General features: G+C 38.3%; 19 protein-coding genes. 2 read left to right on the forward strand and 17 right to left on the reverse strand.

What is annotated here, in order from left to right; genetic code table 11:
* Positions 1 to 116: 116 nt before the first annotated feature.
* The 10 genes from rpe to AC07WY_RS17765 all read right to left on the reverse strand — a co-directional run bounded on the left by rpe (position 117) and on the right by AC07WY_RS17765 (position 9715).
* Positions 117 to 803, reverse strand: coding sequence for a ribulose-phosphate 3-epimerase (gene rpe / locus AC07WY_RS17720; protein ID WP_034613857.1), 687 nt, complete (start codon positions 801 to 803; stop codon positions 117 to 119).
* 290 nt (positions 804 to 1093) lie between these two features.
* The gene (locus AC07WY_RS17725; RefSeq protein WP_262086822.1) at positions 1094 to 2218 is read right to left on the reverse strand and encodes a M48 family metallopeptidase; all 1125 of its coding nucleotides are present in this window, start codon (positions 2216 to 2218) and stop codon (positions 1094 to 1096) included.
* 20 nt (positions 2219 to 2238) lie between these two features.
* Positions 2239 to 3345, reverse strand: a complete 1107-nt coding sequence (locus AC07WY_RS17730; RefSeq protein ID WP_494736849.1) for a YjgN family protein — start codon at positions 3343 to 3345, stop codon at positions 2239 to 2241.
* Between the two features lie 159 nt (positions 3346 to 3504).
* A complete protein-coding gene (gene fghA / locus AC07WY_RS17735; protein WP_494736850.1) occupies positions 3505 to 4341 on the reverse strand; it encodes an S-formylglutathione hydrolase in 837 nt (278 codons plus the stop codon).
* A gap of 122 nt (positions 4342 to 4463) precedes the next feature.
* On the reverse strand, positions 4464 to 5882 hold the full coding sequence (locus tag AC07WY_RS17740) for a C13 family peptidase (RefSeq protein ID WP_151956456.1): 1419 nt from the start codon (positions 5880 to 5882) through the stop codon (positions 4464 to 4466).
* 121 nt (positions 5883 to 6003) lie between these two features.
* Positions 6004 to 6822 carry a class I SAM-dependent methyltransferase gene (locus tag AC07WY_RS17745; RefSeq protein ID WP_494736851.1) on the reverse strand — a complete coding sequence of 273 codons (819 nt, stop codon included), beginning with the start codon at positions 6820 to 6822 and terminating at the stop codon, positions 6004 to 6006.
* On the reverse strand, positions 6816 to 7640 hold the full coding sequence (locus AC07WY_RS17750) for an undecaprenyl-diphosphate phosphatase (protein ID WP_004817618.1): 825 nt from the start codon (positions 7638 to 7640) through the stop codon (positions 6816 to 6818). Before AC07WY_RS17750 ends, AC07WY_RS17745 begins: the two co-directional genes overlap by 7 nt.
* 32 nt (positions 7641 to 7672) lie before the next feature.
* Positions 7673 to 8338, reverse strand: a complete 666-nt coding sequence (tsaB, locus tag AC07WY_RS17755; protein WP_494736852.1) for a tRNA (adenosine(37)-N6)-threonylcarbamoyltransferase complex dimerization subunit type 1 TsaB — start codon at positions 8336 to 8338, stop codon at positions 7673 to 7675.
* Positions 8339 to 8507: 169 nt separating this feature from the next.
* A complete protein-coding gene (locus AC07WY_RS17760; protein ID WP_494736853.1) occupies positions 8508 to 9041 on the reverse strand; it encodes a gamma carbonic anhydrase family protein in 534 nt (177 codons plus the stop codon).
* Positions 9042 to 9100: 59 nt separating this feature from the next.
* Positions 9101 to 9715, reverse strand: a complete 615-nt coding sequence (locus AC07WY_RS17765; RefSeq protein WP_004817626.1) for a CoA pyrophosphatase — start codon at positions 9713 to 9715, stop codon at positions 9101 to 9103.
* Positions 9716 to 9840: 125 nt separating this feature from the next.
* On the opposite strand from AC07WY_RS17765, the gene AC07WY_RS17770 reads away from it, so the two are divergent.
* Entirely contained in the window at positions 9841 to 10389 is a 549-nt protein-coding gene (locus AC07WY_RS17770) for an NUDIX hydrolase (protein WP_034613876.1), read from the forward strand.
* A gap of 103 nt (positions 10390 to 10492) precedes the next feature.
* Here the strand turns inward: AC07WY_RS17770 and filF are convergent, their stop codons facing one another.
* From filF to filA, 6 genes are all read right to left on the reverse strand, one after another.
* Positions 10493 to 12439 (reverse strand): putative pilus system protein FilF, encoded by a 1947-nt coding sequence (gene filF, locus AC07WY_RS17775; RefSeq protein ID WP_494736854.1) that lies wholly within the window; start codon positions 12437 to 12439, stop codon positions 10493 to 10495.
* Positions 12440 to 12449: 10 nt separating this feature from the next.
* Complete coding sequence (gene filE, locus AC07WY_RS17780) at positions 12450 to 13742, reverse strand: putative pilus assembly protein FilE (RefSeq protein ID WP_494736855.1); 1293 nt, start codon at positions 13740 to 13742, stop codon at positions 12450 to 12452.
* Entirely contained in the window at positions 13742 to 15406 is a 1665-nt protein-coding gene (gene filD / locus AC07WY_RS17785) for a putative pilus system OmpP1/FadL family transporter FilD (RefSeq protein WP_494736856.1), read from the reverse strand. Before filD ends, filE begins: the two co-directional genes overlap by 1 nt.
* 13 nt (positions 15407 to 15419) lie before the next feature.
* A complete protein-coding gene (filC, locus tag AC07WY_RS17790; RefSeq protein ID WP_262086829.1) occupies positions 15420 to 16643 on the reverse strand; it encodes a putative pilus system protein FilC in 1224 nt (407 codons plus the stop codon).
* A 53-nt stretch (positions 16644 to 16696) separates the two neighbouring features.
* Positions 16697 to 17530: a putative pilus system C39 family peptidase FilB gene (filB, locus tag AC07WY_RS17795; RefSeq protein ID WP_034613839.1), complete on the reverse strand. Its 834-nt coding sequence runs from the start codon at positions 17528 to 17530 to the stop codon at positions 16697 to 16699.
* Positions 17531 to 17739: 209 nt separating this feature from the next.
* Positions 17740 to 18648: a putative pilus system protein FilA gene (filA, locus tag AC07WY_RS17800; RefSeq protein ID WP_262086831.1), complete on the reverse strand. Its 909-nt coding sequence runs from the start codon at positions 18646 to 18648 to the stop codon at positions 17740 to 17742.
* A 264-nt stretch (positions 18649 to 18912) separates the two neighbouring features.
* On the opposite strand from filA, the gene AC07WY_RS17805 reads away from it, so the two are divergent.
* Entirely contained in the window at positions 18913 to 20256 is a 1344-nt protein-coding gene (locus AC07WY_RS17805) for an anthranilate synthase component I family protein (protein WP_494736857.1), read from the forward strand.
* Here AC07WY_RS17805 and hisC read toward each other — a convergent pair.
* Positions 20253 to 21350, reverse strand: a complete 1098-nt coding sequence (hisC, locus tag AC07WY_RS17810; protein ID WP_494736858.1) for a histidinol-phosphate transaminase — start codon at positions 21348 to 21350, stop codon at positions 20253 to 20255. The genes AC07WY_RS17805 and hisC overlap by 4 nt on opposite strands.
* Positions 21351 to 21484 lie beyond the last annotated feature (134 nt).

The raw sequence follows: 21484 nt of genomic DNA on the forward strand, positions 1-21484 counted from the left end.
ATTGATCACACTTTGATTAATCTATACCCAGCTTATCCATATGCTTATCAACATGGTTATCCATATAGTTATCATCAAAGTTATCCACAATTCACACAATACATGTGTGGAAAAGTTTAAGCCGAAACTTGTCCCACTTTTGCTAACTCAGCGCGCATTTCATTAATCACAGCTTGATAATCAGGCTTACTAAAAATCGCCGAACCGGCAACAAACATATCAGCTCCTGCTTCAGCAATTTCACGGATATTTGCTGGGCCAACACCGCCATCAATTTCTAAACGAATGTCACGACCTGAAGCATCAATAATTTTACGCGCCTCACGTAATTTATCCAAAGTGGTAGGAATAAATTTTTGACCGCCAAAGCCAGGGTTTACACTCATTAAAAGCACTTGATCTACTTTATCTAAAACATAGTCGAGATAATGCAAAGGTGTTGCTGGATTAAACACCAAACCTGCTTTAGCACCACCATCTTTAATCAATTGTAATGAACGGTCGATATGATGCGTTGCTTCAGGATGAAAAGTAATAATATCTGCGCCTGCTTCTAAGAAATCACCAATCATACGATCAACAGGTGAAACCATAAGATGCACATCAATCGGAGCTTTGATCCCATATTTCTTTAATGCCTTACATATACCCGCACCAAAAGTTAGGTTTGGCACATAGTGGTTATCCATGACATCAAAGTGGACAACATCTGCACCAGCTGCCAATACATTTTCCACATCTTCACCCAGACGGGCAAAATCAGCAGATAAAATTGAAGGTGCAATCAGATATGGCTTGGACATGAAACAACCTGGCAAAGATAAAAATTTTTCCCATTATAACAAACTTAGCCTACAGGGTTGTTTTAAAAAGCAACAGTTTTACTTATCTTGTTTACTTATCTAGGTCATTTATCAGGTCATAACAATCAATCTGGTTGAATCAGCGGCTGTCTCTTACTTGATGATATGGGTTTTAAAGAGTGGTCTGATCTTTTGAGAAAAATACAAAAAATAAAGGGCTTCATTAAGCCCTAGATCCAGTCACCGCCACCTTGCACAATCTATAGATAAACATCGCTTATCTACACTGTTTAAGATTTAGCCTGTTGTTTTTTCTCAAAATCGCGAACCATTTTAACGCGTTCTTCAGTTGCAGGATGTGAAGACAAGGCATCAAAAATCTCTAAAGAGCTCTCTTTTTCACTAGACTCATTTTGAGGTTGTTTTTTATTTGGGTCAGCTTTTTTATCAGCTTCAGCCGTTTTGCCCGCTTGCTTTGGTTTTTCTTCCAGTGCAGTTTCATCACTTAAGCGTTGTAAGAAATTCGCAAAATGAGACACTTCAATGCCTTTACGATCCATCAATTTCAGCGCATACATATCCGCTTCAGCTTCAAATTTGCGTGAATAATTCGCACCAATCATCGCGGCAGGTAACGAGGTCAATAGGTCTGAGCTGTCTCCCGTCATGGCAATATACAACACACTCAACCCCAAACTGGTTAAGCCTTGTTGTAAGCTATGCCGTTCCACCAAATGTCCTTGCTCATGTGCCAATACACCTAAAATCTCTTGGTCACTATGCGCCATTTCAATCAGCTCATCGGTAACAATGATCGTATTGTTGGGTAAAGCCACTGCATTGGCCCCCAATCGCCCACCTTCACGAAAGACCAATTTTGCGGGTTTTCCTTCAGCGATGGTACTTAGATATTGCTTAGAAATTTGATCTTTTTGACCTTGTGCCAAATGACTAGGATTAGTCCAATTGTTCAATACATATTTTTCCGCTTCATCACCTAATTTATTCAAACTATTTTCAGGCAGCTGAAAAGCAACATAATGTGATGCTGCTGGAACACCCCATTTCACCAAAGCAAAAACAAAAGCCACCACAAAGATGATACTGAATACAATTAAACTTGGAGAACGTTCTAATTTCCAAATCGAATGCTGAACATTTTTAGTCCCAAAATTAAACCATTCTGGTAAAGCCCCCTGAAACTCAATCCTAGCGTCATCTTTAAGCTCAATCGCAGGATTTAATTGCCCCAGTGCGCCAATTAATTCCATATCGCGATATGCATAACGGCGTTGATGTTCTAAACGTTCACCATACTGAATCAATACCTCGGACTCAGATTGAGCGGAAAGTTGGGCATGGTGTGGTTTAGACACCACACCATCATAGAAAATGACTTCTATTGGTCGTGACATAAATTATTCAACTCATATCATTATAAAGAAACATCAATGTCGAAGATGTCACTAATTTCTTCAGCTAAAGCACTTTGCTCTTGCTGTGCAAGATTCATCATTTGATCTGGATCATCATGCAAAATTAAACTCATCGAATCAACTTGATATTTGTGAATACGAATTGCCGCCCATGCAGACATTAAACCAATGCTTAGAATTTTAACCAGCCAATTTGATGCCACAATCCATGCATAACGCCATTGATTACAATCTGTTTTAAATTGGCTGCTTCCAACCGTTGTATTGTTCCATGTGGTAATAAAAATACGTGCCGCGATCAATGGATAAATAAACAATCCTGCCACAGCGTACATCGCAAAGACACCAAAGATAAAAAAGTTTGGCGTATACCCTGCAATAAAACCGATAATACCGAAATAGATAATGCCAAATGCCAGCATAATTCCAAAAGACATAAAAATTGGAATGTAAACTGCTGCCATATAGGTTGACCAATCTGCATTCAATTTAAAATCCAACTGCCCTGCATATAAATGATCGATGTAGTATTTTTTATACAGCCAGATCGCAACAGGAGCAAATATCCCTAAACTAAAAATATAAATTAAGATACTGAGAAAAAAGACTTTATAGGATTCTTTTGTGGTTCCCGCAAAATAAAACCGACTGTTGCCAAATTTACTGTTTCTTGCAGTAAAGCGCATTGTTGCCCGAATCAGCCATGGTACTGCTGCATACAACACCACTAAACCAACTACCGTCGCAATCATGGAGTACTGCGAGGAAATTGAAAAGGCGGCATAAATACCCAATGCAATCAAACGTCCAACTAAAATTTTGGTAGGAATACCAGTAAAGTCAAAACGTCTTTTAAAGAATTCAGTATTACCATAAAAATAACGTAAACGACGCACTTTCGCCCAAGGCGCATACAAACTTAAGGTAATGATGGTCAATAAGATATTCACAATCCATATACCAAAATATTCCATCGCATCACCGTGAAATTTAAAACGGTGAATTCTAGGATATTGCTGGTCTGCGGGCTGCTGTATTTCTGGTGGTGTAGCGCCTTTTTCCAAACTCAAATGACTCGGAAATGGAGGCGGTATTTGTTCTTGCATATTCTTCTCTTTATTCAAATTATTTGATGACAATCTAAAATGATATGAAATAAAAAACCTCAAAAAGCAGTTTATATTTTTTCTGCGCTGAAAGAAATAGAGTAAAAGCAAACAACGATTTACTTTTACTCAAAATTCAGTTTTTGTTAGACGATTCAATTATTTTTGTAGTTGCAAAGCATGAAATTGTAAATGGTCATCAATAAAACTTTGAATGAAATAATAACCGTGATCATAACCTTCATGAAATCTTAATGTGAGTTTTTGCCCAACTTTATGACAGGCTTGTTGGTATTTCTCAGGGTTCAATTGACTATAAAACTGATCTTTTATACCTTGATCGATAAGCACTTCGTCAAATAACTGACCTTTAGAAAGCAGTAATTGGGTCGCATCATGCTTTGCCCATTCAGACTGATCAGTGCCTAAATAGTGTGAAAAGGCTTTTTCACCCCAAGGACATTCTGTTGGTGCACAAATCGGGGCAAAAGCTGATACTGATTTAAAATAATTTGGATATTTCCAAGCCAGTGTTAACGCGCCATGCCCGCCCATACTATGACCAAAGATTCCCACAGCTTCAGATTGAATCGGTAAACTTTTTATTAGCAATGGATAAAGTTCATCTACTATATAACTTTCCATCTGAAAATGTTCAGCCCAAGGTGCTTGAGTTGCATTGAGATAGAATCCTGCACCCTGCCCCAAATCCCATGAATCGCCTTGTGCAACCTGCTCACCACGAGGTGATGTATCTGGTGCGATTAAAATTAGACCAAGCTGAGATGCTAAGCGCTGTGCATGCGCTTTGATAATAAAGGTTTCTTCCGTACAGGTCAGTCCCGCTAAATAGAATAATGCAGGACATTTCTGCCCTTTTAATGCTTGAGGCGGAAGATATGTCGCAAACTTCGTTGCCCCTTTTAAATAATTTGACTGAATTTGATAAATTCGTTGTTCACCATCAAAACAGATATTTTTACTTAAAAGTTCCATCAGCGCATCGCTCCACATTTTGATCTTTAAATTGTTTAGGGCTACCGTCTTATAACATCAACAGATTCAACTCAATATAAATTAAAGCGCTTTTGCTTTCGCATTTAAAGCGCCGTTATTTATTATGGCTTTTGTTGTGTATCCAGTTTTACATTTTGGGTTTGCGCAGTAGTAATAACGCCTTGTTGTGGAAATAAATGTTGTTCCAACTGCGGTAACATCATTTCCATATTTTTCCCAATCACCCATTGCGGTTCAGATGGATCAAAGCCTTGTGCATTTTCCCATTTCGCAACTGTTTCAGTCGCTTCTTTAAATGCAGCTTTGAGAGAACCTTGTTCACGCATTGCCTGATCAAAGAAAGCTCGACCAAAATAAGTATAATCAGCTTCATTTGAACAACCAAATGAAGCACGGTCTGCGGCAGAAGCAGTAATAATCAAAGTGTCTGGTGATTGGAGTGCTGAAACAAAGCTACCCGAATAACAGGCTGAAATTACGATCACTTTCCAGCGAATACCTGATTTATCGAGGGTTTCTCTTAACCATTTTGGATCAACATCATCCAAATTAATCGGTTCATTTTCGAGTTCAAAACGATTAGGCAAGCCATGAGAAGTCATATAAAGAAACAATACATCACTTTCGCGATTCATTTGCTGGCCAATACGGCGTAAAGCCAGATCTATACTGGTTTTAGATGCAATAGGAGTGTCTTTAATGCTCTGTGGGTTATTGACCAATTCAACAGAACGCCCAAAGGTTCCAAAGCGGGTATCAAATTGTTCTTTAATTCGATCTATTTCAAATTTGAACACGTCTTGATAACTTGCACCAGCAACACCTAAAAAGTACCAATGCGTTTGAGCAAACTCACCAAACTGAACCTGTTCCAATGCCTTATTGAGTAAATGGCTTTGTGCATAAAAAGCACTTTCACTAATACTTGGCGGAACATCTTCTACTTTCCAAATCGGCTGTTCCTTAATCGAAACCTGCCAAGTAAACAAAGTGGCTACAGTCGCAAACATGATCAAAGCACGTTCCCACCATGGCCATTGTAATTCTCTTGAAAATACCCACACTACAGCAAGACTTTGCCAAATAAACAAAGCAAAAAACAGCAGTGGGATCACATCATAAGTGAAATAAGGCAGCAGATCTTGATTGCCCAAATATTGCAGCAAGCATTGAAACAACATGATGTGCGTATCAAGTACCAACCATAATAGTGCTGGAACCAACATCAAACGTGGATTATTGGTCCGTTGTGATAGGAAAATCCCCACAATCAAGGCAATAAAAGGCCACAATGCGTAGCTGACAAGACCTTGCCGATTAAAAACACCACCATCACCAGCAACTAACCAGCTAAACAGTGTATTTGCACCTGCACCCAACAGTCCCCAAAAAATCAATTGAAGAATCGATGGACGAACAATTTGTAAAGACTTTCGCGAACCTAAGAATAACCAAATCCCTGCACGTTGGTTACTTTTCAAATCATGCCAAAAGTTAATCGAGGGTTTAAGATCTATCATAAAGATTCTGTTAAGGCAGTGGCTTCAATCAGCCTATCTAGTTTAGGCTTGGCTAAAAAATTATCAATGTTTGATTTAACTATATATCAATAATTCGACTATTATTGAAACAGTTACCAAATTACTCAATAAGATTGCTGTTAAAATAGGCATCAAAACGACAAGCATCACCTTGCCACTGATGATCGGTTGCCAGATCATTTAAAAATACAGCCAGTCTAGGACGTTTTACCACAACTCGCTTGGCAATTTGCCTTGCTAAGACTAAAAGATGATCGCCTAGATCCATTTCACCATCTTCAGGTAAAAGCATGTGTAATAGCTGCATTTGCTTTTTCACTTGCGCCTGTTTTTTAATGGCTTGCTGATTTTGATCCCGTTGCGGAAACATCGGATCTAAATAAACCACATCGACAGTTTGATGCGTGATGACCAATTGTTGTAAATATTGAGCTGAATCAGAAAAAACCAAATCAATACGCTCAACAACTTTGGCTAAAAACGGATCATTTTCCAATTGTTTTTTTGAATCTTCCAATAAGGTAAATAAAATTGGATGACGTTCGATCAGGGTTACTTTCGCCCCTAAGTGCGCCATCAGTAATGCGTCATGCCCTAGACCAGCAGTTGCATCAATTAAGTTTGGTTTTTCTGAAATATTACATGCTCGTGCAATCATTTCAGATTTTAAAGTTGCACGTTTTAAACGAGGGATCTCAGCTTTCCAATCAGGCTGCATTTTCATGCCATTGGCGCACAGGCTTAACCCTTGTTCATCAACACACAAGGCAAGTTCAGGATTCAGTCTTAAGAACCGTGCATTGAGTTTTTCAATCGTTGCAATGTTTACCACGACACCACGTAAAGAAAGCACAGTTTGGTAGGACTGTGCTTTCTCAAAAAATGTGGATTCAGTAAATAAGCGAATTTCGCTTACCATAATTTCCAACCTGTTAATGCAAACAATAAAATCAACAAACCTGAAGCAATACGATACCAAGCAAAGACCATGAAATCACGCTTAGAAACATAAGCCACCAAAACACGGATCAAAATTAAAGCAGAAACAAAAGAAACAATTAGCCCCACAAAGAATACGGTCCAATCTTGTGTTGTTTCATAAATATGGTAATTTTTAAAAAGATCTAATAAGCCTGCACCAACAATAACAGGTATACCGAGGAAGAACGAAAATTCGGTTGCAGCCTTACGCGATACACCCAGCATCATGCCACCAATAATGGTTGCACCTGAACGTGAAGTCCCTGGAATAAGCGCCAATACCTGAATTAAACCAATATAAATTGCTTCTTTAATCGAGATATTTTCCACTTCAACCGCATTGACTTTTGGTGGATTTTTTTCAACCCACCAAATGATTAAACCACCGACGATTAAACCAATCGCCACAGAAATATCATTAAACAACAATTCTTTTACGATATCACCAAAGGTTAAGCCAACCAGCATAATTGGAATAGAAGCTGCAATAATACTGACTCCAAGATGACGCCCTTTCGGCTCACCTGAAAATAGACCGATTGCTGCGCCCCAAAGCTTGCCCCAATACTCATAAATCACCGCAGCGATTGCGCCCATTTGAATAGCAACAACAAATAAGTCACTCTTTTCTTTGGTCCAGAAATTCATGAGCTCAGACGCAAGAATTAAATGCCCTGTACTTGAGATAGGTAAGAATTCGGTAATACCCTCAACAATACCCATAATGGCTGCTTTGAGTAGCAGTAAAAGATCCATTGTGAAATCCTAAAAATTAAAGCGAAAAACGATTATGGTTTACCTTGTTCTGGAATTTTCTTCCATGCATTATCACGTAAATATACAGGTAAAGCTTGTTCTGCACTAAACCATTGCTTTTGCAGTGCATTTTGACGCGCAATTGTGGCGATATCATTGGCAGAAGCAGTAATCTGCTGAAACGCGATTGCCTCTACATTCACCAAAGCTGAACCTGAACCGATCAAGGTATATTTTTGATATTCTGCAGCGTGTTGATAGTCTAATAATTTTTCTTCGTCTACAAGTTGCATAATGTTATTTGGGTCAAGCTTAAAACTTGCCATATAAACTTCTTGCATACGTGCATCTAAAACTGCGGTGACTTCAGTCAATTGGGCTTGCTGATAAGCAGCTTGCGCCAACGCTTGCAAGGTTGAAACTGGAATCACAGGAATATCATTTGCCCAGGCTAAAGCTTGAGTCACTGCGGCATTGATACGTACACCACTAAATGAACCCGGCCCACGGCTAAATGCAATTGCAGTCAAGTCTTTACTGGAGATTTGATTTTGCTCAAAACCTTGCTCAATCATCGGCAAAATGGTTTGAGTTTGTGCTTTTGCTCGCGTATCAAGTTGAAAATAGAGTGTTTGAGTTTCATCAACAATCGAAACGGAACACTGCTCATTGGCAGTTTCCAATGCCAGCAATTTCATGCACAACCTTACTGTGTTAAAAATGCTGCCTATGATACTCCACTCATTTCAATAGCGCGAGGACTTAGAGATAAAGCCAGTCAGATAAAATCCATTAGACCAAAATAATCCATAAAAATGCCAAGACATTGTGCTTGGCATTTTTATGGATTATTTTAAAACCACGACTTTAATCAAATTTAAATTCTTCTAAATCAATAAAATTCTTGTAATGAGAAGCATAGTGCAAAGCACTCATTTTTAATAAATTCTCCGCATTCTCATCCAAAGTTCGCACGACTTTACCCGGTGAACCCACCACTAAGGAATTATCGGGAATAATTTTACCTTCTGGAATCAAACTATTTGCACCGATGATACAATTTTTACCTATCACAGCATGATTTAAAACTACGGCGTTAATACCAATTAGACTGTTATCGCCTATCGTACAACCATGCAACATGGCTTGATGCCCAATGGTTACATAATCACCAATGGTTAATTCAATCCCTGTATCTGTATGTAAAACGGCATTTTCTTGAACATTACTAAAATTCCCAATATGAATTTTGGCATTGTCAGCACGAATGACTGCACCAAACCAAACACTGACTTGTTGCCCCAGTTCAACCTGTCCAATTACTGTTGCATTATCCGCAATCCAACCATCAAAAGGTGCATGTAATGCTTTTGGTACAAAACCTTTAAATTTATACATCATGATATTACATTCCTTTGAAATATTTTAAGAGCATTGGCTTTGATCATAGCTTTTCAGCATTATTTTTTATTGAATATCTGTGATTTAAAAGATGGCGAGTTCAATAAAAACGGCCAATTTTTTTGATAATCCAAACCATATTTAAATAACGAAATCAGAATTCTGGCGGTTAGACCCCAAATGATTTCGTTTTCAATTCTTAGACTGGGAAAATACACCGATTGATGTGCCAAACGCACCTCATAAGGAATAGGCTGTGATTCCATCATTTTTTTAATCGGGGCATAGAATATACGATCAATTTCACTCGGCTGAGCAATCAACTGAATATCTGGAGGAATTAATCCAACTACAGGTTTTACTGTCAATCCACTTTTCGCCCGTTCCATGGGTAAATCACCAATTAGCTTAACATCAAAGGGATTGAGTGCGGTTTCTTCCCATGCTTCTCGCAAAGCCACAACAATATTACTGGTATCATTTGGATCACGTTTTCCACCTGGAAAGGAAACTTCTCCAGCATGATTTGATAAATAAGCAGAGCGTCTCGTCAGTAAAATTTTAGGATCAGCTTCTTGAGTAATTGCAATCAGTACTGCGGCATTGGCCGGATAGGTTCTTTTGCCAAAACGTAATCGATTTTGCAATACTTGGGTTAGCTCATCATCCTTCATTGATCTCACTCTATCTTTTTTGTTCTCGTTCTATCATATAGGAAATTTTATCGATAAGGCTATAAATGATGCGAAAGTAGAATTTTTCAGTTATGCTGAGTTATCTCACATTTTTAATGAAGCTTATGAGTTTTTGCAGTGCTTGTGGTCATCCAACCATAGAAAAAATTCCTTTAGGTGATCAAAAAATCCGTAAAGTTTGTACACACTGCGGCACCATACATTATGTTAACCCTAAAGTGATTTGTGGCGCTTTGGCGATCTGGGAAAATAAAGTTTTACTATGTCGCCGTGCAATAGAACCACGTTATGGACTATGGACCTTACCTGCTGGTTATATGGAACTTTTTGAAACCATGGAACAAGGTGCAGCACGCGAAACACGTGAAGAATCTGAAGCTGAGGTTGAAATTGAACAACTTTACTGCATGTATAATATTCCACGTATCGGGCAAGTTTATGTTTTGTTTAAAACACAAATAAAAGATGGTGTATTTGGTGCTGGTGAGGAAACCATAGAAAGTCGTTTATTTGAAGAACATGAGATTCCTTGGAACGATTTAGCTTTTCCAAGTGTAGAACGCACGTTAAGACATTATTTTGAAGACCGTAAAACCAATACCTTTCCAATGCATCTAGAAACATTAGGCACCCGATTAGATCAGACAGGATAATCACAAATAGCTATTGCTTCGACCAATGGTTGAGCATTAAAAATATGAGCACAAAAAACCTCAATTCAAATGACTTGAATTGAGGTTTTTTAATTAAGATAAATTACTTGGTTTTAATGGTATAACACTGCGGTAAGCTTACAGTTAAAGTCCCTGATAAACGCTTTGCTAGCTCTTTTTGCTCAGGTGTAACTTTCTCTTTATTGGCTTCTACATTGTTATAAATTGACTGATAAACCGCATGTAAATTCACCCAAGTCGCTGGCAATGTCGTGTTCCCCGACCAACTGGTAATATTTACACCACTGGTGGTGTTTTGTTCATTAATTAGTCGCTGAAGATTTAAACGTATACCACCAGAAGAAACCGAAGCCTTGGCTAATTCATCGTTAGATGCACCACTAGTTGGTGTAATAACTAATGTTTCATTTAAACCCGCTAATGCACCATCAAGATTACCAAATACAGGGTTTGCAAGAATCATACGCATTGTAATCGATTTTTCAACATTGCCATTAATATAGGCTGTACCCGTAGTACCAATACGATATTGTTGTACCCCTGTTTCTTTATCAATATAAGTACTTGGATCTACATCAGCACATGTAGTTGAATTTAGTGCATTATTTTTTCCTAAGTTGGTACGAACATCTCCATTTTCATCAATCACAATACCGAGTGTTTGCGTATTTGGATTAACTTCTTTGTTGTCAAAGGTAAATGTAATATTCGCATACAGTGGGAAATAATATTTTTCACCTGTTTTCACTGTATTTTTAGTCAGGAAAACTTTTCGATCTAAGTAGTTGGCAGGATTAGTTTTATAGATATCAATCCCTCCAGAAAGCTGATCACCATTTAAAGTTTGGCGCCATTTCCCATATACAGTTGTGTCCGTAGGTGCCGTGGTTGCGCCTGTTGCTCGTTTATACATATATTCAGTACCAGCAACATTGGTATTATTTAGCAAAGCACCCTGATAAATTTCAAGTTTATCCGTTGAACTTTGATCTTTTTTAAACACAAGTGGGGAGGTAATTTTACGGGTGAGTGGATTGATCCAATCTGGTTGGCCATTTACATTGAGTTTTTGTGGAACAACTTGATTGAGCAATAAGAATTTTAACAGTGAGTCGGCGATTGTACTGCCTTCTACTTTTTGAGGTACGCCAACCCATTGCATTGCATAGCCAGAGGTATAACCTTGACGGTCAGTCACGACATACATATTGGCAATAGATTCATTCTTGGTACTTAACTCACTTTTACCTGTAAAGCCCTGAATATCAACATTCGCCCCACTAAAAATAAGGAAGTTTGTCGAATAAATATTGACCAATGACTGTTGAACCAAGCGTTGTGCAGTTGCTATCGCAGAAGCCTCATCAACTGCCTCTACATTGACCCATGGTTTTAGTTTAGCAACATAACCACCATTAATAAAATCACTTACAACAATATCGGCATCAACTGCTTTTAAATTGTTTTTTATATTATCTGTTAATTCAATTGGTTGTACATCACCAACTTGGTTAGCATCTTGTTCTAACCCTATTGCTTGGAAAACGCGAACCAGCCCAACCATTACCTTGAATGTATCATCACTCATGGTCATACTTGCCGGTTGTTTGCCAGTCATGGCACTTGCAATGTCAATCAAACCGATTGCAGCAGGTTGACCACGCACTTTTAAAGGACGAATTTTTGCAAGATCAACATCACCTAAAATAATTTTTCTTTCCGATTGAGAGCCTTGTATAAAGAACTTCGCTTTATCACCAATTAAACAGCCACCGAGTGCTAAGCCACCCTCGAGTTTAGTTACATAGTGATTTTTAGTATCCGTACTACAGTCAAAATTTAGACCATCCACAGGATAGTCAACATAAAAACCTAAACATTTTTCTGTAGAATCTGCATCACAACCATTTGAATAGGTTTTGATACCTTTATACGGGTCTTCATTGACTGTTGAGCTTTCACCACCACAACCTGCGAGCGCTAAACCTAAACTGGTTAAAACCAAAGGGGCGAATAATCTTTTTTTCATATTTTCATCCTTACTGAATTACACTCAGCTTAATTTGTCCATGATTTGTTAACTGCTTATTTTCCACATCTAATGCTGAGGATAATGGTGTTAAAAATAGATATACAGCTTGATCAGGTTTTCTTAAAACGCCTTCCATCGCTGCGTATTGTAAATTATTGTCGTGAGACTCTTCACTTTTAAAACCGCTCACGCCTTCAAGGACACAGCCTTGTCCATCTAAAAATACCACCAAAGGCCAATAATAACTTTGAACCTTTGAAGATGATGCATAGGATGTTAATAAAATATTTTGCACTTGAGAATCTAATTTCACCACTTCATAAGCAAAATTCTCTTTAATGGGAGCAACTGGCCAAAGTCCAACTTCTTGGTTTTTGATTGATAAATCTTTTGCTTTGACTATTTTCTTACCAGAGAAGCACGCCTGCTCTAAGTTTTGAACAACCTCATCTTTAGCTAAGCGGAAATAAGTTGAAGATAAAACAACAGGCTTTTTTTCTTCAGATTCTGAATTACCACGAATACGGTTCAAAAGACTCGCACTTAAACCTTTTTGTCGCTCAATGGTTTCATAGCGTCCATGCACTGCGCCAATTTCTGGCGTCATATAAAATCTTTTTTTACCTTCTAAATTAAATTCACGATCTTCTAAATACTCATTATTGACATATTTTTCACCATCAATGACCGTGAAATGCTGATCTTCTATAGTTTGAGTGCTTTTCGGCACAACTTCTTCTTTATTGGTCTTGACCGCAGTTTGGTCTACTGGCGTTATTTTGTCTAGTTTCTCAACCTTATTGGTTTGTTGAGTAATATCAGTGGACTGCTGTGGCGGTTTTTCCACAACAAATTGAAGCACTATTTTCTGTGATGCTGGTGCTAAAGATTGTTCTGGTACCTCAACAGGACTTTGAGTTTTAGCTTTATGCTCCATTAAAGCGGGTTGACGTGTAGGCTGAGCAGTAGTAACCGTTGATGGCACATTTTTAGGCTCGATCTCTTTTTGACTTTGTTTAACAATGGCTGGAGCTTCTACCACTTGTACATTAGGCTTGGCAACTTGAGTCTCTTGTATTTGTTGAGTTTGCTGTATTGGTTTTACTTCTTGTACCTGTTTATCTTTTTGCTTTACTACTACTTTTGGAGCTACTTCAGGCTTCTGAACAATCATCGGGTGCCCATCTGGGCCAATAATTGTATAAAAATTGGCAGCATAAGAAACCGATGTGGCTAGACTAAAACTTAAAGCTAACCACAAAGAAGTTACGACTATTTTTTTATCAACGTTCAAACGCATTACCATCTCGTTCTGTAGTTAAGCCCTAGAATTGTAACTTTTGTATTGGTTTTTACATTTAAACCAGCGTATGGGTTGAGTAGTAAGTTATCTACTCCTGTCTTGTTCGCTAAACTACTGCTGTTTGCAGGGATATTATCTCGGCTACGTAAGAAACCAATCGATAAATCTATATCACTATCTTCATCAAAACGATAACCTAAACCTAAACCAAATAATTGCGCATTGTTAATTGGCACCATGGTATTACGTTTATCATCTGGGATCGCACTAGCACGAGGTTCATAACCTGCACGAAGTTTTAGACGATCATTTGCTGAATACTCAATACCAATTCCCCAACTCCACGGTGATTGAAAGCCTAATGGAAAAGCCAATGAGGTATCAGTGACTTGATTGGATAATAATTTGGCAATTTTTAATGCTGAAATTTGTCGATCAAATTCAAACTGAAACTTTTCCCATGCTTTAAAGTCAGTCCAACCTACATCGAAGTTTACCTGTAAATCTGGTAAAACCTTATATTTTATACCAGCTTGGAAATGAGCAGGATATTCCAAATCCATTGAAATCAAACCTGATTCGGTTGGTGGAATATAGCCTGGAAACCCTAAAATCGCTGCAAGAATTTGACCTGTTGCTGAAGAGTTGAGGCCTTTTATAAGCTCGCGTGGTGCGTTGGCATTATCGATAAAATATTTACCTTTCATACGCATTTTTGCCGAGCTTTGATAGACCATACCGAAACCAAAGTTATCCGTTGGTTCCCACATTAAACCCAAGTTATAGCTTGGACTTAGACTCTGTTCAAGACTGACCTGCATCTTCCCGAATTGACCGAATGGGTTCATACCCTCATCAGCATTACAAATACCAAATAGTAGAAGGTCAGTAATTACATTTGAATTATTTCGGAAAGGTCCACAAACCGATTCATCAATCAGTCGTAGAACACCAATCATTTCATTTGGAAATCTTAGATCGGTTTTTAATGCCATTGCGTTGTATGACATCCCGATCGAAGCACCGATCGACAATTCATCACTGACTTGGTATGCAATAGATGGCGACAAATAGGTTATACGTTCAATAGCAACTTGTTGCCCCATGTAATTACCAGGGTTACCGTCTTCTGAGCCAAAACCAGCCACCATTGGCGCATATACAGCAGTTGCATAGGTCAGTTTTGAGCCAGGTGGGTTATAGGAAATTCCCCCCGTTGGTGCTAACACTGGCCAGCCAGGCCCTAAATCCACAACTTTTTTTAGAATAGGGATATATAAACTTGCATATTCTACATCCCCTCGCACTGAATCTTTATAATCTGTACAAAGGCCCGAAGGATTGTCTGGCGCATCATTACAAATCAGTGGATCATCAGAATAACCAAATACGTTATAACCAGGCGGCGCAGAAAATTCACGTTGTATATCAAAGTTTGCAACAATCCCTTGTACGTCAGTTTGTAAACCTTTGAGTTTAGTTAATGCTGCGGGGTTAAAATGAATCGCACTAATTCCCGGCGGGTCTGCAGTTACTGCATTCCCCATGGTCAATGAGCGTATATCTACCGATAGGTTGAGTCCTAGCGCCGCAAATACTTGAGTTGAACACCCTGTTAATAAAATCGCTGTAACTATTGGGCGCAAACGTATGTTTTTCATACTTTACATCCCTTTAGTGAGCTTTCTTCTTACCGAAGCCTAAAATATCCAACGGGAAAGATAGACCAAGCGAAATATCTGGTGAGTCTTCTGTTAAACCAATCCCCAAGGTACCATTGACAATCGTATCTGGATTGACACGTACACCTAAAGCAATAGAAAACATCCCACTGGATTGGTCTGCTGCTTTATAGGAATCTGCAAGTCCTTCTTGAGCCCTATATTTAAATGAAGTATTCATATTAAATGATTGTTGATATGACATGGTCATCGAAACATCATAGTTAAACGAATAGGCAAAACCAAAAGAGAAACCACCGGTCATACCTGGATCAAACTCTTCTAAAACGCGTTGATAAGTCTGATCGCCACCTTGTCCATTGGCATTACCACCACCACGCACTTGATTTAAACCCGTTTCTTTAAATCCATAATTGGCAGAAACCGATGCAAACAGTACAACAGGGTCGATATATTTACGAGTACTTGCACCGACACCCACAGAGTAATAGCCTTTACCTGTGGAAAGATCTTTTTCAGGGTTTATCTCATATGGGCTATCACCGGTTTTGGTCGATAAGCTACCAAATAAAATAAGCGGTAAACGACCTGCTTTCAGCGGGAAAGGTTCCCAACGTGCACCAAAGTTAATATCCCCTAGACCCGCAGCCGTGGCATCTTTTAAGCTATCTGATTTAGCAATAAATGGAATAGATGCGGTAAAGGTTAAATTATCACGTATCCCATACTGTGCAGTAAATGTATTGCTGATGGTATGGCTGGCATCCTCATCAACACGAAGTTGATAAGCTGTGCCTTCGTTGATTCCTAAATTTAATTGCGAATCACGATAGTAGGAATAATCTAAATCATAAAAAGTTGAAAATTCACCTTTTTTAATTAAAGAATATTGACGTTCATTTGAAGTAAAGACTTCTTGTAAATTGGTTTCTTGAGAAGCATCACCTTCTTTCTTCTGTAATGCTTCTGCAGCCTGTGTACCAGGTTTAGGTGTTAAAGATTTTGTTTCATCTTTATTAATTTTTACTTCTTCTGTAGCTTGTACCGCCGCATCTGGAGCTGTTTGACTGATATTTGCAGAACTGGCTTCATCTGTACTTGTAGCCTGATCTGCTGCTACATCAGCACTTGTCTCTGCTTCAGCTGCATACAAACTTCCAATTGCAAACTGAATACTCACTGCAAGTAAAGTTCGCTTCATCCATTGATTATTCATATTATTCCTATTCCAAAAAATCCAATTCAGTTATCTAATTTTTAATCCATCTTTTACTTACGTTTATAATAGAGTCGCATATAAGATGTAATTGGCTGATTGTATGTCGCAGACTTGGTATCTTGGTCAATCACCTTACGCATTGTCGAAGCCTTATCTGCTAATTTATTGGTATAATCTGTTGAATATTGCGCTTCAACTAAGGCATAACGGTTGATTGTTGCATCATCTACATGACGCATATCGGCATCTTGTAATGCCAACAAGTTACGTTGCTGATCTTTTGGCGCGTTGATCACAAATAAGGTATTATTTTCCCAAATTTGCTTAAATCGCTCTTGATCAAAACTAATATTCCCCAAGGCTGGATCTGCCACATAAACACGACCATCTTTATAAGCTTTAAACACAACAAAATGTTTAAAACCCGCATAAGAAATTGGCACAATCACCGGTTGATTTTGATTGATTAGGTCTGTGAACTCGCCTCTATAGCCACCGCTTTCATATCCAATTGCAGCAACAAAGCGCTTCATATCCAGCAACGAAAAACTTCGCCGTTCAATAATGCGGTTGTATTCTCCAAATCGTAATAAGCCTTCCATGGTTTGTTGTTCGGTTAAATTTGTCCCAACATAGCCATTTAATAGTGTTGTTAATGCAGCTGAACCGCAACTATAGTCATATCCTTGACGTACAATTCCACGGAATTGATTTTCTAAAGCAGGTTTAACATGCACCATTTCACGATGATTGCGTGTAAATGACTTGTCTCTGGAATCCGCAAGCTCAGTGTAGTAAATCGCATCCTTTGGCTTGGGTTTCACATCTAAGGCGTGGTTGGCAAAATAATACATTAATGCCGAACCTAAAGTAATTTCTATCATAATTTTAACTATCAAGTATCGGCAGTATTTTGCCTAAAGTGCTGATTTTATTTTTAGAGTGAACACTCTACGTCCCTGTGATTATGAAGATAACGGTTTTTGAAAAAAAAAACAGTCTTTTTTTCAACTTTTGTCGCTTTTTCTCAGCTTTTTTGTAAAAAAAAGACGCATGCTTTGCATGCGTCTTTTCTGAAATTTTAATTCTAGGCTTAGTGACCAGAAATCGTCAGTTTTACACCATTTGCTGTTGCTGAACCACCGTTATAGAATTTCATGCCTGTAATCGCAACATCACCAATTGAGCCCGAACCTGTTCCTGTACCTGCAGTTCCAGGTGTGCCTGGTACAAAGCCAGTACCACCACCCAATACAACTTTAGTTAGATAAATATCTGTACCTGTTGTACTTTTCATTGCAGTTACAGCCAAACCTTTCGTGGTAACAGCAACATCAGCATCTAAAGCCAAATTAGCTGAACCACTGTCAGTCACTTTAATACCACCCAGTACGATATAACCACCGCCTGCTCCAGAAGCATCTTTCAAGGCTAAGTTACTGATTGATAAACCACCAATCATCGAACCATTCAGTTTAATCATTGCACCTTGAGGTGTATTACCCAACTGAATATTTGCTGTCGTAGCACCAGTATTGATTGTCAAACCACTTAAAATCTCAGCAGATCCAGCATCAGGCTTATATGCACCAGCTGTTCCAGTAACATTATTTACTTCAATTTTACCTAACTCAATTTTCAATGCATTAATTGCAGCAGCAACGTTTAAGAATGGCGTACCAGTATTACCAGCGGTAGCACCACCGTCAGTATCAATGACCAAATCAGCTAAGTTACCTGTACCTGTTTTGGTTACAACCACGTTATTTAAAGTAATCGCACCCGCTTTACCTGTACCACCTGTCGTTGCATTTACTGCCAAACCATCACCATCAAAAACATGTAGTTTTGCAATTTCAATTTTATCTGCATCAATACCAATACTGATACCATCCTGACCAGTCGTTGCACTCAGCGCGGCATCATCCATTGCTTGCATCGCCATTGCGTTTGAACTCATAGCCACTGCAGAAACTAAAGCAAGTTTAGTAAATAATTTCATAATCTGTACTCTCCCAAGAGCATTTTTTTTCATTTTTAACCACTCTCCATAGTTCCCTGTTGTTTTTAGTTGTTTTACAACTTAGAACACCAATCCTTGAGTAGTCCGTTTTGCCCTTTTAAATTAACGGTATGTTACTTTTTGTTCAACTGCTGTTTATCAAAAACCCAATTAAACCGATAAACGGTAAACACTTTTATAAGTGCTATTTTCAGGTAGAATAGTGCGTTATAAACCCTTTTCGCACTTGAGTTAATCCTCCCTATGTTACGGAAGTTATTAGATTTTTCATCAAATAGCACTGCAGATTTATTACACTGTCTTGACTCATTATTCGGTTGTATCTATTTAAAAAATGCGGGTGAAGATATTGTTGCTTTTTCACCTGAACAATACTGTATCTCAACCCAGCAACAACTTTCTTGCTATACCAGAAATCATTTTACCCATTATCAAAAAGATAAAAGCGATTCTCATTTAAATCACCTCTTTAACTTCACCGCTCAATCTGCACCAAAACAGCATAGTTTTCAGGGTGGATATATGGGTTTTATTGATTACAACTATGCCAGTCAACAACACATTGATGCTAAAATCAAATCTCAACCCAATTTTTACATGGGTGTTTATAAAACATTTATCAAACGAGAAAACGAGCAATTCTTTTTTTATAGCATGGAAGCCTGCGCAGAAGAGTTTTTCAACTTTATACAAGATTTATTAACCATACCTTCCACACAGAATCAAAGCTTTAAACTTTTATCAAACTGTACTGCGACATGGACAAAGCCACAGTATGATCATGCATTTACACAAGTTCAAGAATATATTAAAGCGGGTGACTGCTATCAAATTAATTTAACTCAGGAATTCACTGCAAAAGCACATGGTTTACTTTTAGATACCGCCGAAAAGTTTTGGACACTCACGGATGCTCCCTATTCGGGTTATTTAAAAATCAATGATTTTGAATTACTGAGTTGCTCACCTGAGTTATTTATTGATTTCGAAGCTGATCATAAAATTACCACTAAACCCATAAAAGGGACAATGCCGCGTTATGACGACCCAACTTTAGATGCACAATCAAAAAATACTTTGATTCAGTCTAAAAAAGATCAGGCAGAGAATGTCATGATTGTGGACTTATTACGCAATGATCTCAGTGTCTATGCTGAAACTGGTTCAGTAAAAACCCCAAAACTGTTTAATATTGAATCCTTTAACCAAGTACATCATATGGTGAGTGAGGTGACTGCTATTCTAAAACCAGATATCAATCCATTTGAGGTTTTATTTACAGCATTGCCAGGCGGTTCAATTACTGGTGCACCCAAAATTCGAGCCATGCAAATTATTGAAGAACTCGAAAGTGCACCAAGAGGCGCCTATTGTGGTTCACTGGGCTATTTTAATTTTGATGGAACTGGTTCTTGGAACATTTTGATTCGTTCAATTCAAAAATATCAAGATGAAGTGTCGTTGTGGGCAGGCGGTGGAGTTACTATCGCTTCAGATTGTGATGCAGAATATCAGGAATGTTTTGATAAAGTTACTGCCATGCTTGACTTACTCAATACATGGCATCAACCTCAACATGAATCCTAGACTAAAATCTCATGTTTTAGTGTATCAACAAGGCGTTGATTTTGTTCATCTGTACCAATAGTGATACGTAAGAATTGATCAATACGTGGTTTATTAAAGTATCGAACAATAATGCCACGTTCACGCAACGCTTTCGCCAATTCACCAGCATCTTTTGAGGGTAAGCACGCAAAAATAAAGTTAGCTGAAGATGGTAATACTTTAAACCCAAGCGCCACTAAATCTGCAACCAGTTTGTCACGACTTACAATGACTTTTTGACATTGTGCTACAAAGTATTCTTGATCTTCAAATGATGCGACAGCTGCAGCTATTGCAAAACGATCAATTGGATAGGAGTTAAAACTATTTTTAACAGCTTCCAATGCGGCAATCAAATGTGGTTGTGCAATTGCAAAACCAACGCGTAAACCAGCTAAAGAACGCGATTTTGAAGTCGTTTGGCAAACCACTAAGTTTTCGTATTTCTCAACCAGACTCACAGCTGACTCAGCACCAAAATCCACATATGCTTCATCAATCACAACCACCGAATCAGGATTGGCTTGCAAGACCTGTTCAATTGCCGACAGCCCCAATGCAATACTGGTTGGCGCATTAGGGTTGGTAATGATAATCCCACCATTCGGCTGTTTATAATCAGCCACGTCAATTTCAAAATCATCATTTAACGGCAAGATTTTAGTTTGGGTTGAAATTCCAAAAAACTGACTATAAACAGGATAAAAGCTATAGGTAATATCTGGGTATAGAATCGGCTTATCTTGAACAAAAAATGCTTTAAAAATATGGGCTAAAACCTCATCAGACCCATTACCAACAAAGATATTTGCAACATCTACATGTTGTTGTTTCGCAATCGCGTGTTTGAGTGCCGACGCATCTGGATCTGGATAAAGTCGCAATACATCTGCTGAATCTATAAGTACAGACTGAACCGCTGCAACCACTTTTGGCGATGGTGGATATGGGTTTTCATTGGTATTCAGTTTTAATAAGTTTTGGATTTTAGGCTGCTCTCCTGGGACATACGGTTCTAATTCACGTACTTCAGGACTCCAAAAACGCATTTGCTCAGGGCTAATATTTGGCATTTTTATCTCGTATTTTTTCTCACTTGACTTACTTTATATAAGCGCTCTCACTCTAGGAGAAGGTTTGGGTATTTCAATAGAATCCCCAAACTAAGTCAGTTAAATTTTTACACCCTCATCCACACCCTCTCCCT

It is taken from the genome of Acinetobacter sp. GW821-FHT01C12 (assembly GCF_059422625.1).

Excerpts from the sequence above, each read along its gene's own strand:
- rpe (WP_034613857.1), bottom strand. The coding sequence starts at position 803 with ATGTCCAAGCCATATCTGATTGCACCTTCAATTTTATCTGCTGATTTT.
- AC07WY_RS17725 (WP_262086822.1), bottom strand. The coding sequence starts at position 2,218 with ATGTCACGACCAATAGAAGTCATTTTCTATGATGGTGTGGTGTCTAAA.
- AC07WY_RS17730 (WP_494736849.1), bottom strand. The coding sequence starts at position 3,345 with ATGCAAGAACAAATACCGCCTCCATTTCCGAGTCATTTGAGTTTGGAA.
- fghA (WP_494736850.1), bottom strand. The coding sequence starts at position 4,341 with ATGGAACTTTTAAGTAAAAATATCTGTTTTGATGGTGAACAACGAATT.
- AC07WY_RS17740 (WP_151956456.1), bottom strand. The coding sequence starts at position 5,882 with ATGATAGATCTTAAACCCTCGATTAACTTTTGGCATGATTTGAAAAGT.
- AC07WY_RS17745 (WP_494736851.1), bottom strand. The coding sequence starts at position 6,822 with ATGGTAAGCGAAATTCGCTTATTTACTGAATCCACATTTTTTGAGAAA.
- AC07WY_RS17750 (WP_004817618.1), bottom strand. The coding sequence starts at position 7,640 with ATGGATCTTTTACTGCTACTCAAAGCAGCCATTATGGGTATTGTTGAG.
- tsaB (WP_494736852.1), bottom strand. The coding sequence starts at position 8,338 with ATGAAATTGCTGGCATTGGAAACTGCCAATGAGCAGTGTTCCGTTTCG.
- AC07WY_RS17760 (WP_494736853.1), bottom strand. The coding sequence starts at position 9,041 with ATGATGTATAAATTTAAAGGTTTTGTACCAAAAGCATTACATGCACCT.
- AC07WY_RS17765 (WP_004817626.1), bottom strand. The coding sequence starts at position 9,715 with ATGAAGGATGATGAGCTAACCCAAGTATTGCAAAATCGATTACGTTTT.
- AC07WY_RS17770 (WP_034613876.1), top strand. The coding sequence starts at position 9,841 with ATGAGTTTTTGCAGTGCTTGTGGTCATCCAACCATAGAAAAAATTCCT.
- filF (WP_494736854.1), bottom strand. The coding sequence starts at position 12,439 with ATGAAAAAAAGATTATTCGCCCCTTTGGTTTTAACCAGTTTAGGTTTA.
- filE (WP_494736855.1), bottom strand. The coding sequence starts at position 13,742 with ATGCGTTTGAACGTTGATAAAAAAATAGTCGTAACTTCTTTGTGGTTA.
- filD (WP_494736856.1), bottom strand. The coding sequence starts at position 15,406 with ATGAAAAACATACGTTTGCGCCCAATAGTTACAGCGATTTTATTAACA.
- filC (WP_262086829.1), bottom strand. The coding sequence starts at position 16,643 with ATGAATAATCAATGGATGAAGCGAACTTTACTTGCAGTGAGTATTCAG.
- filB (WP_034613839.1), bottom strand. The coding sequence starts at position 17,530 with ATGATAGAAATTACTTTAGGTTCGGCATTAATGTATTATTTTGCCAAC.
- filA (WP_262086831.1), bottom strand. The coding sequence starts at position 18,648 with ATGAAATTATTTACTAAACTTGCTTTAGTTTCTGCAGTGGCTATGAGT.
- AC07WY_RS17805 (WP_494736857.1), top strand. The coding sequence starts at position 18,913 with ATGTTACGGAAGTTATTAGATTTTTCATCAAATAGCACTGCAGATTTA.
- hisC (WP_494736858.1), bottom strand. The coding sequence starts at position 21,350 with ATGCCAAATATTAGCCCTGAGCAAATGCGTTTTTGGAGTCCTGAAGTA.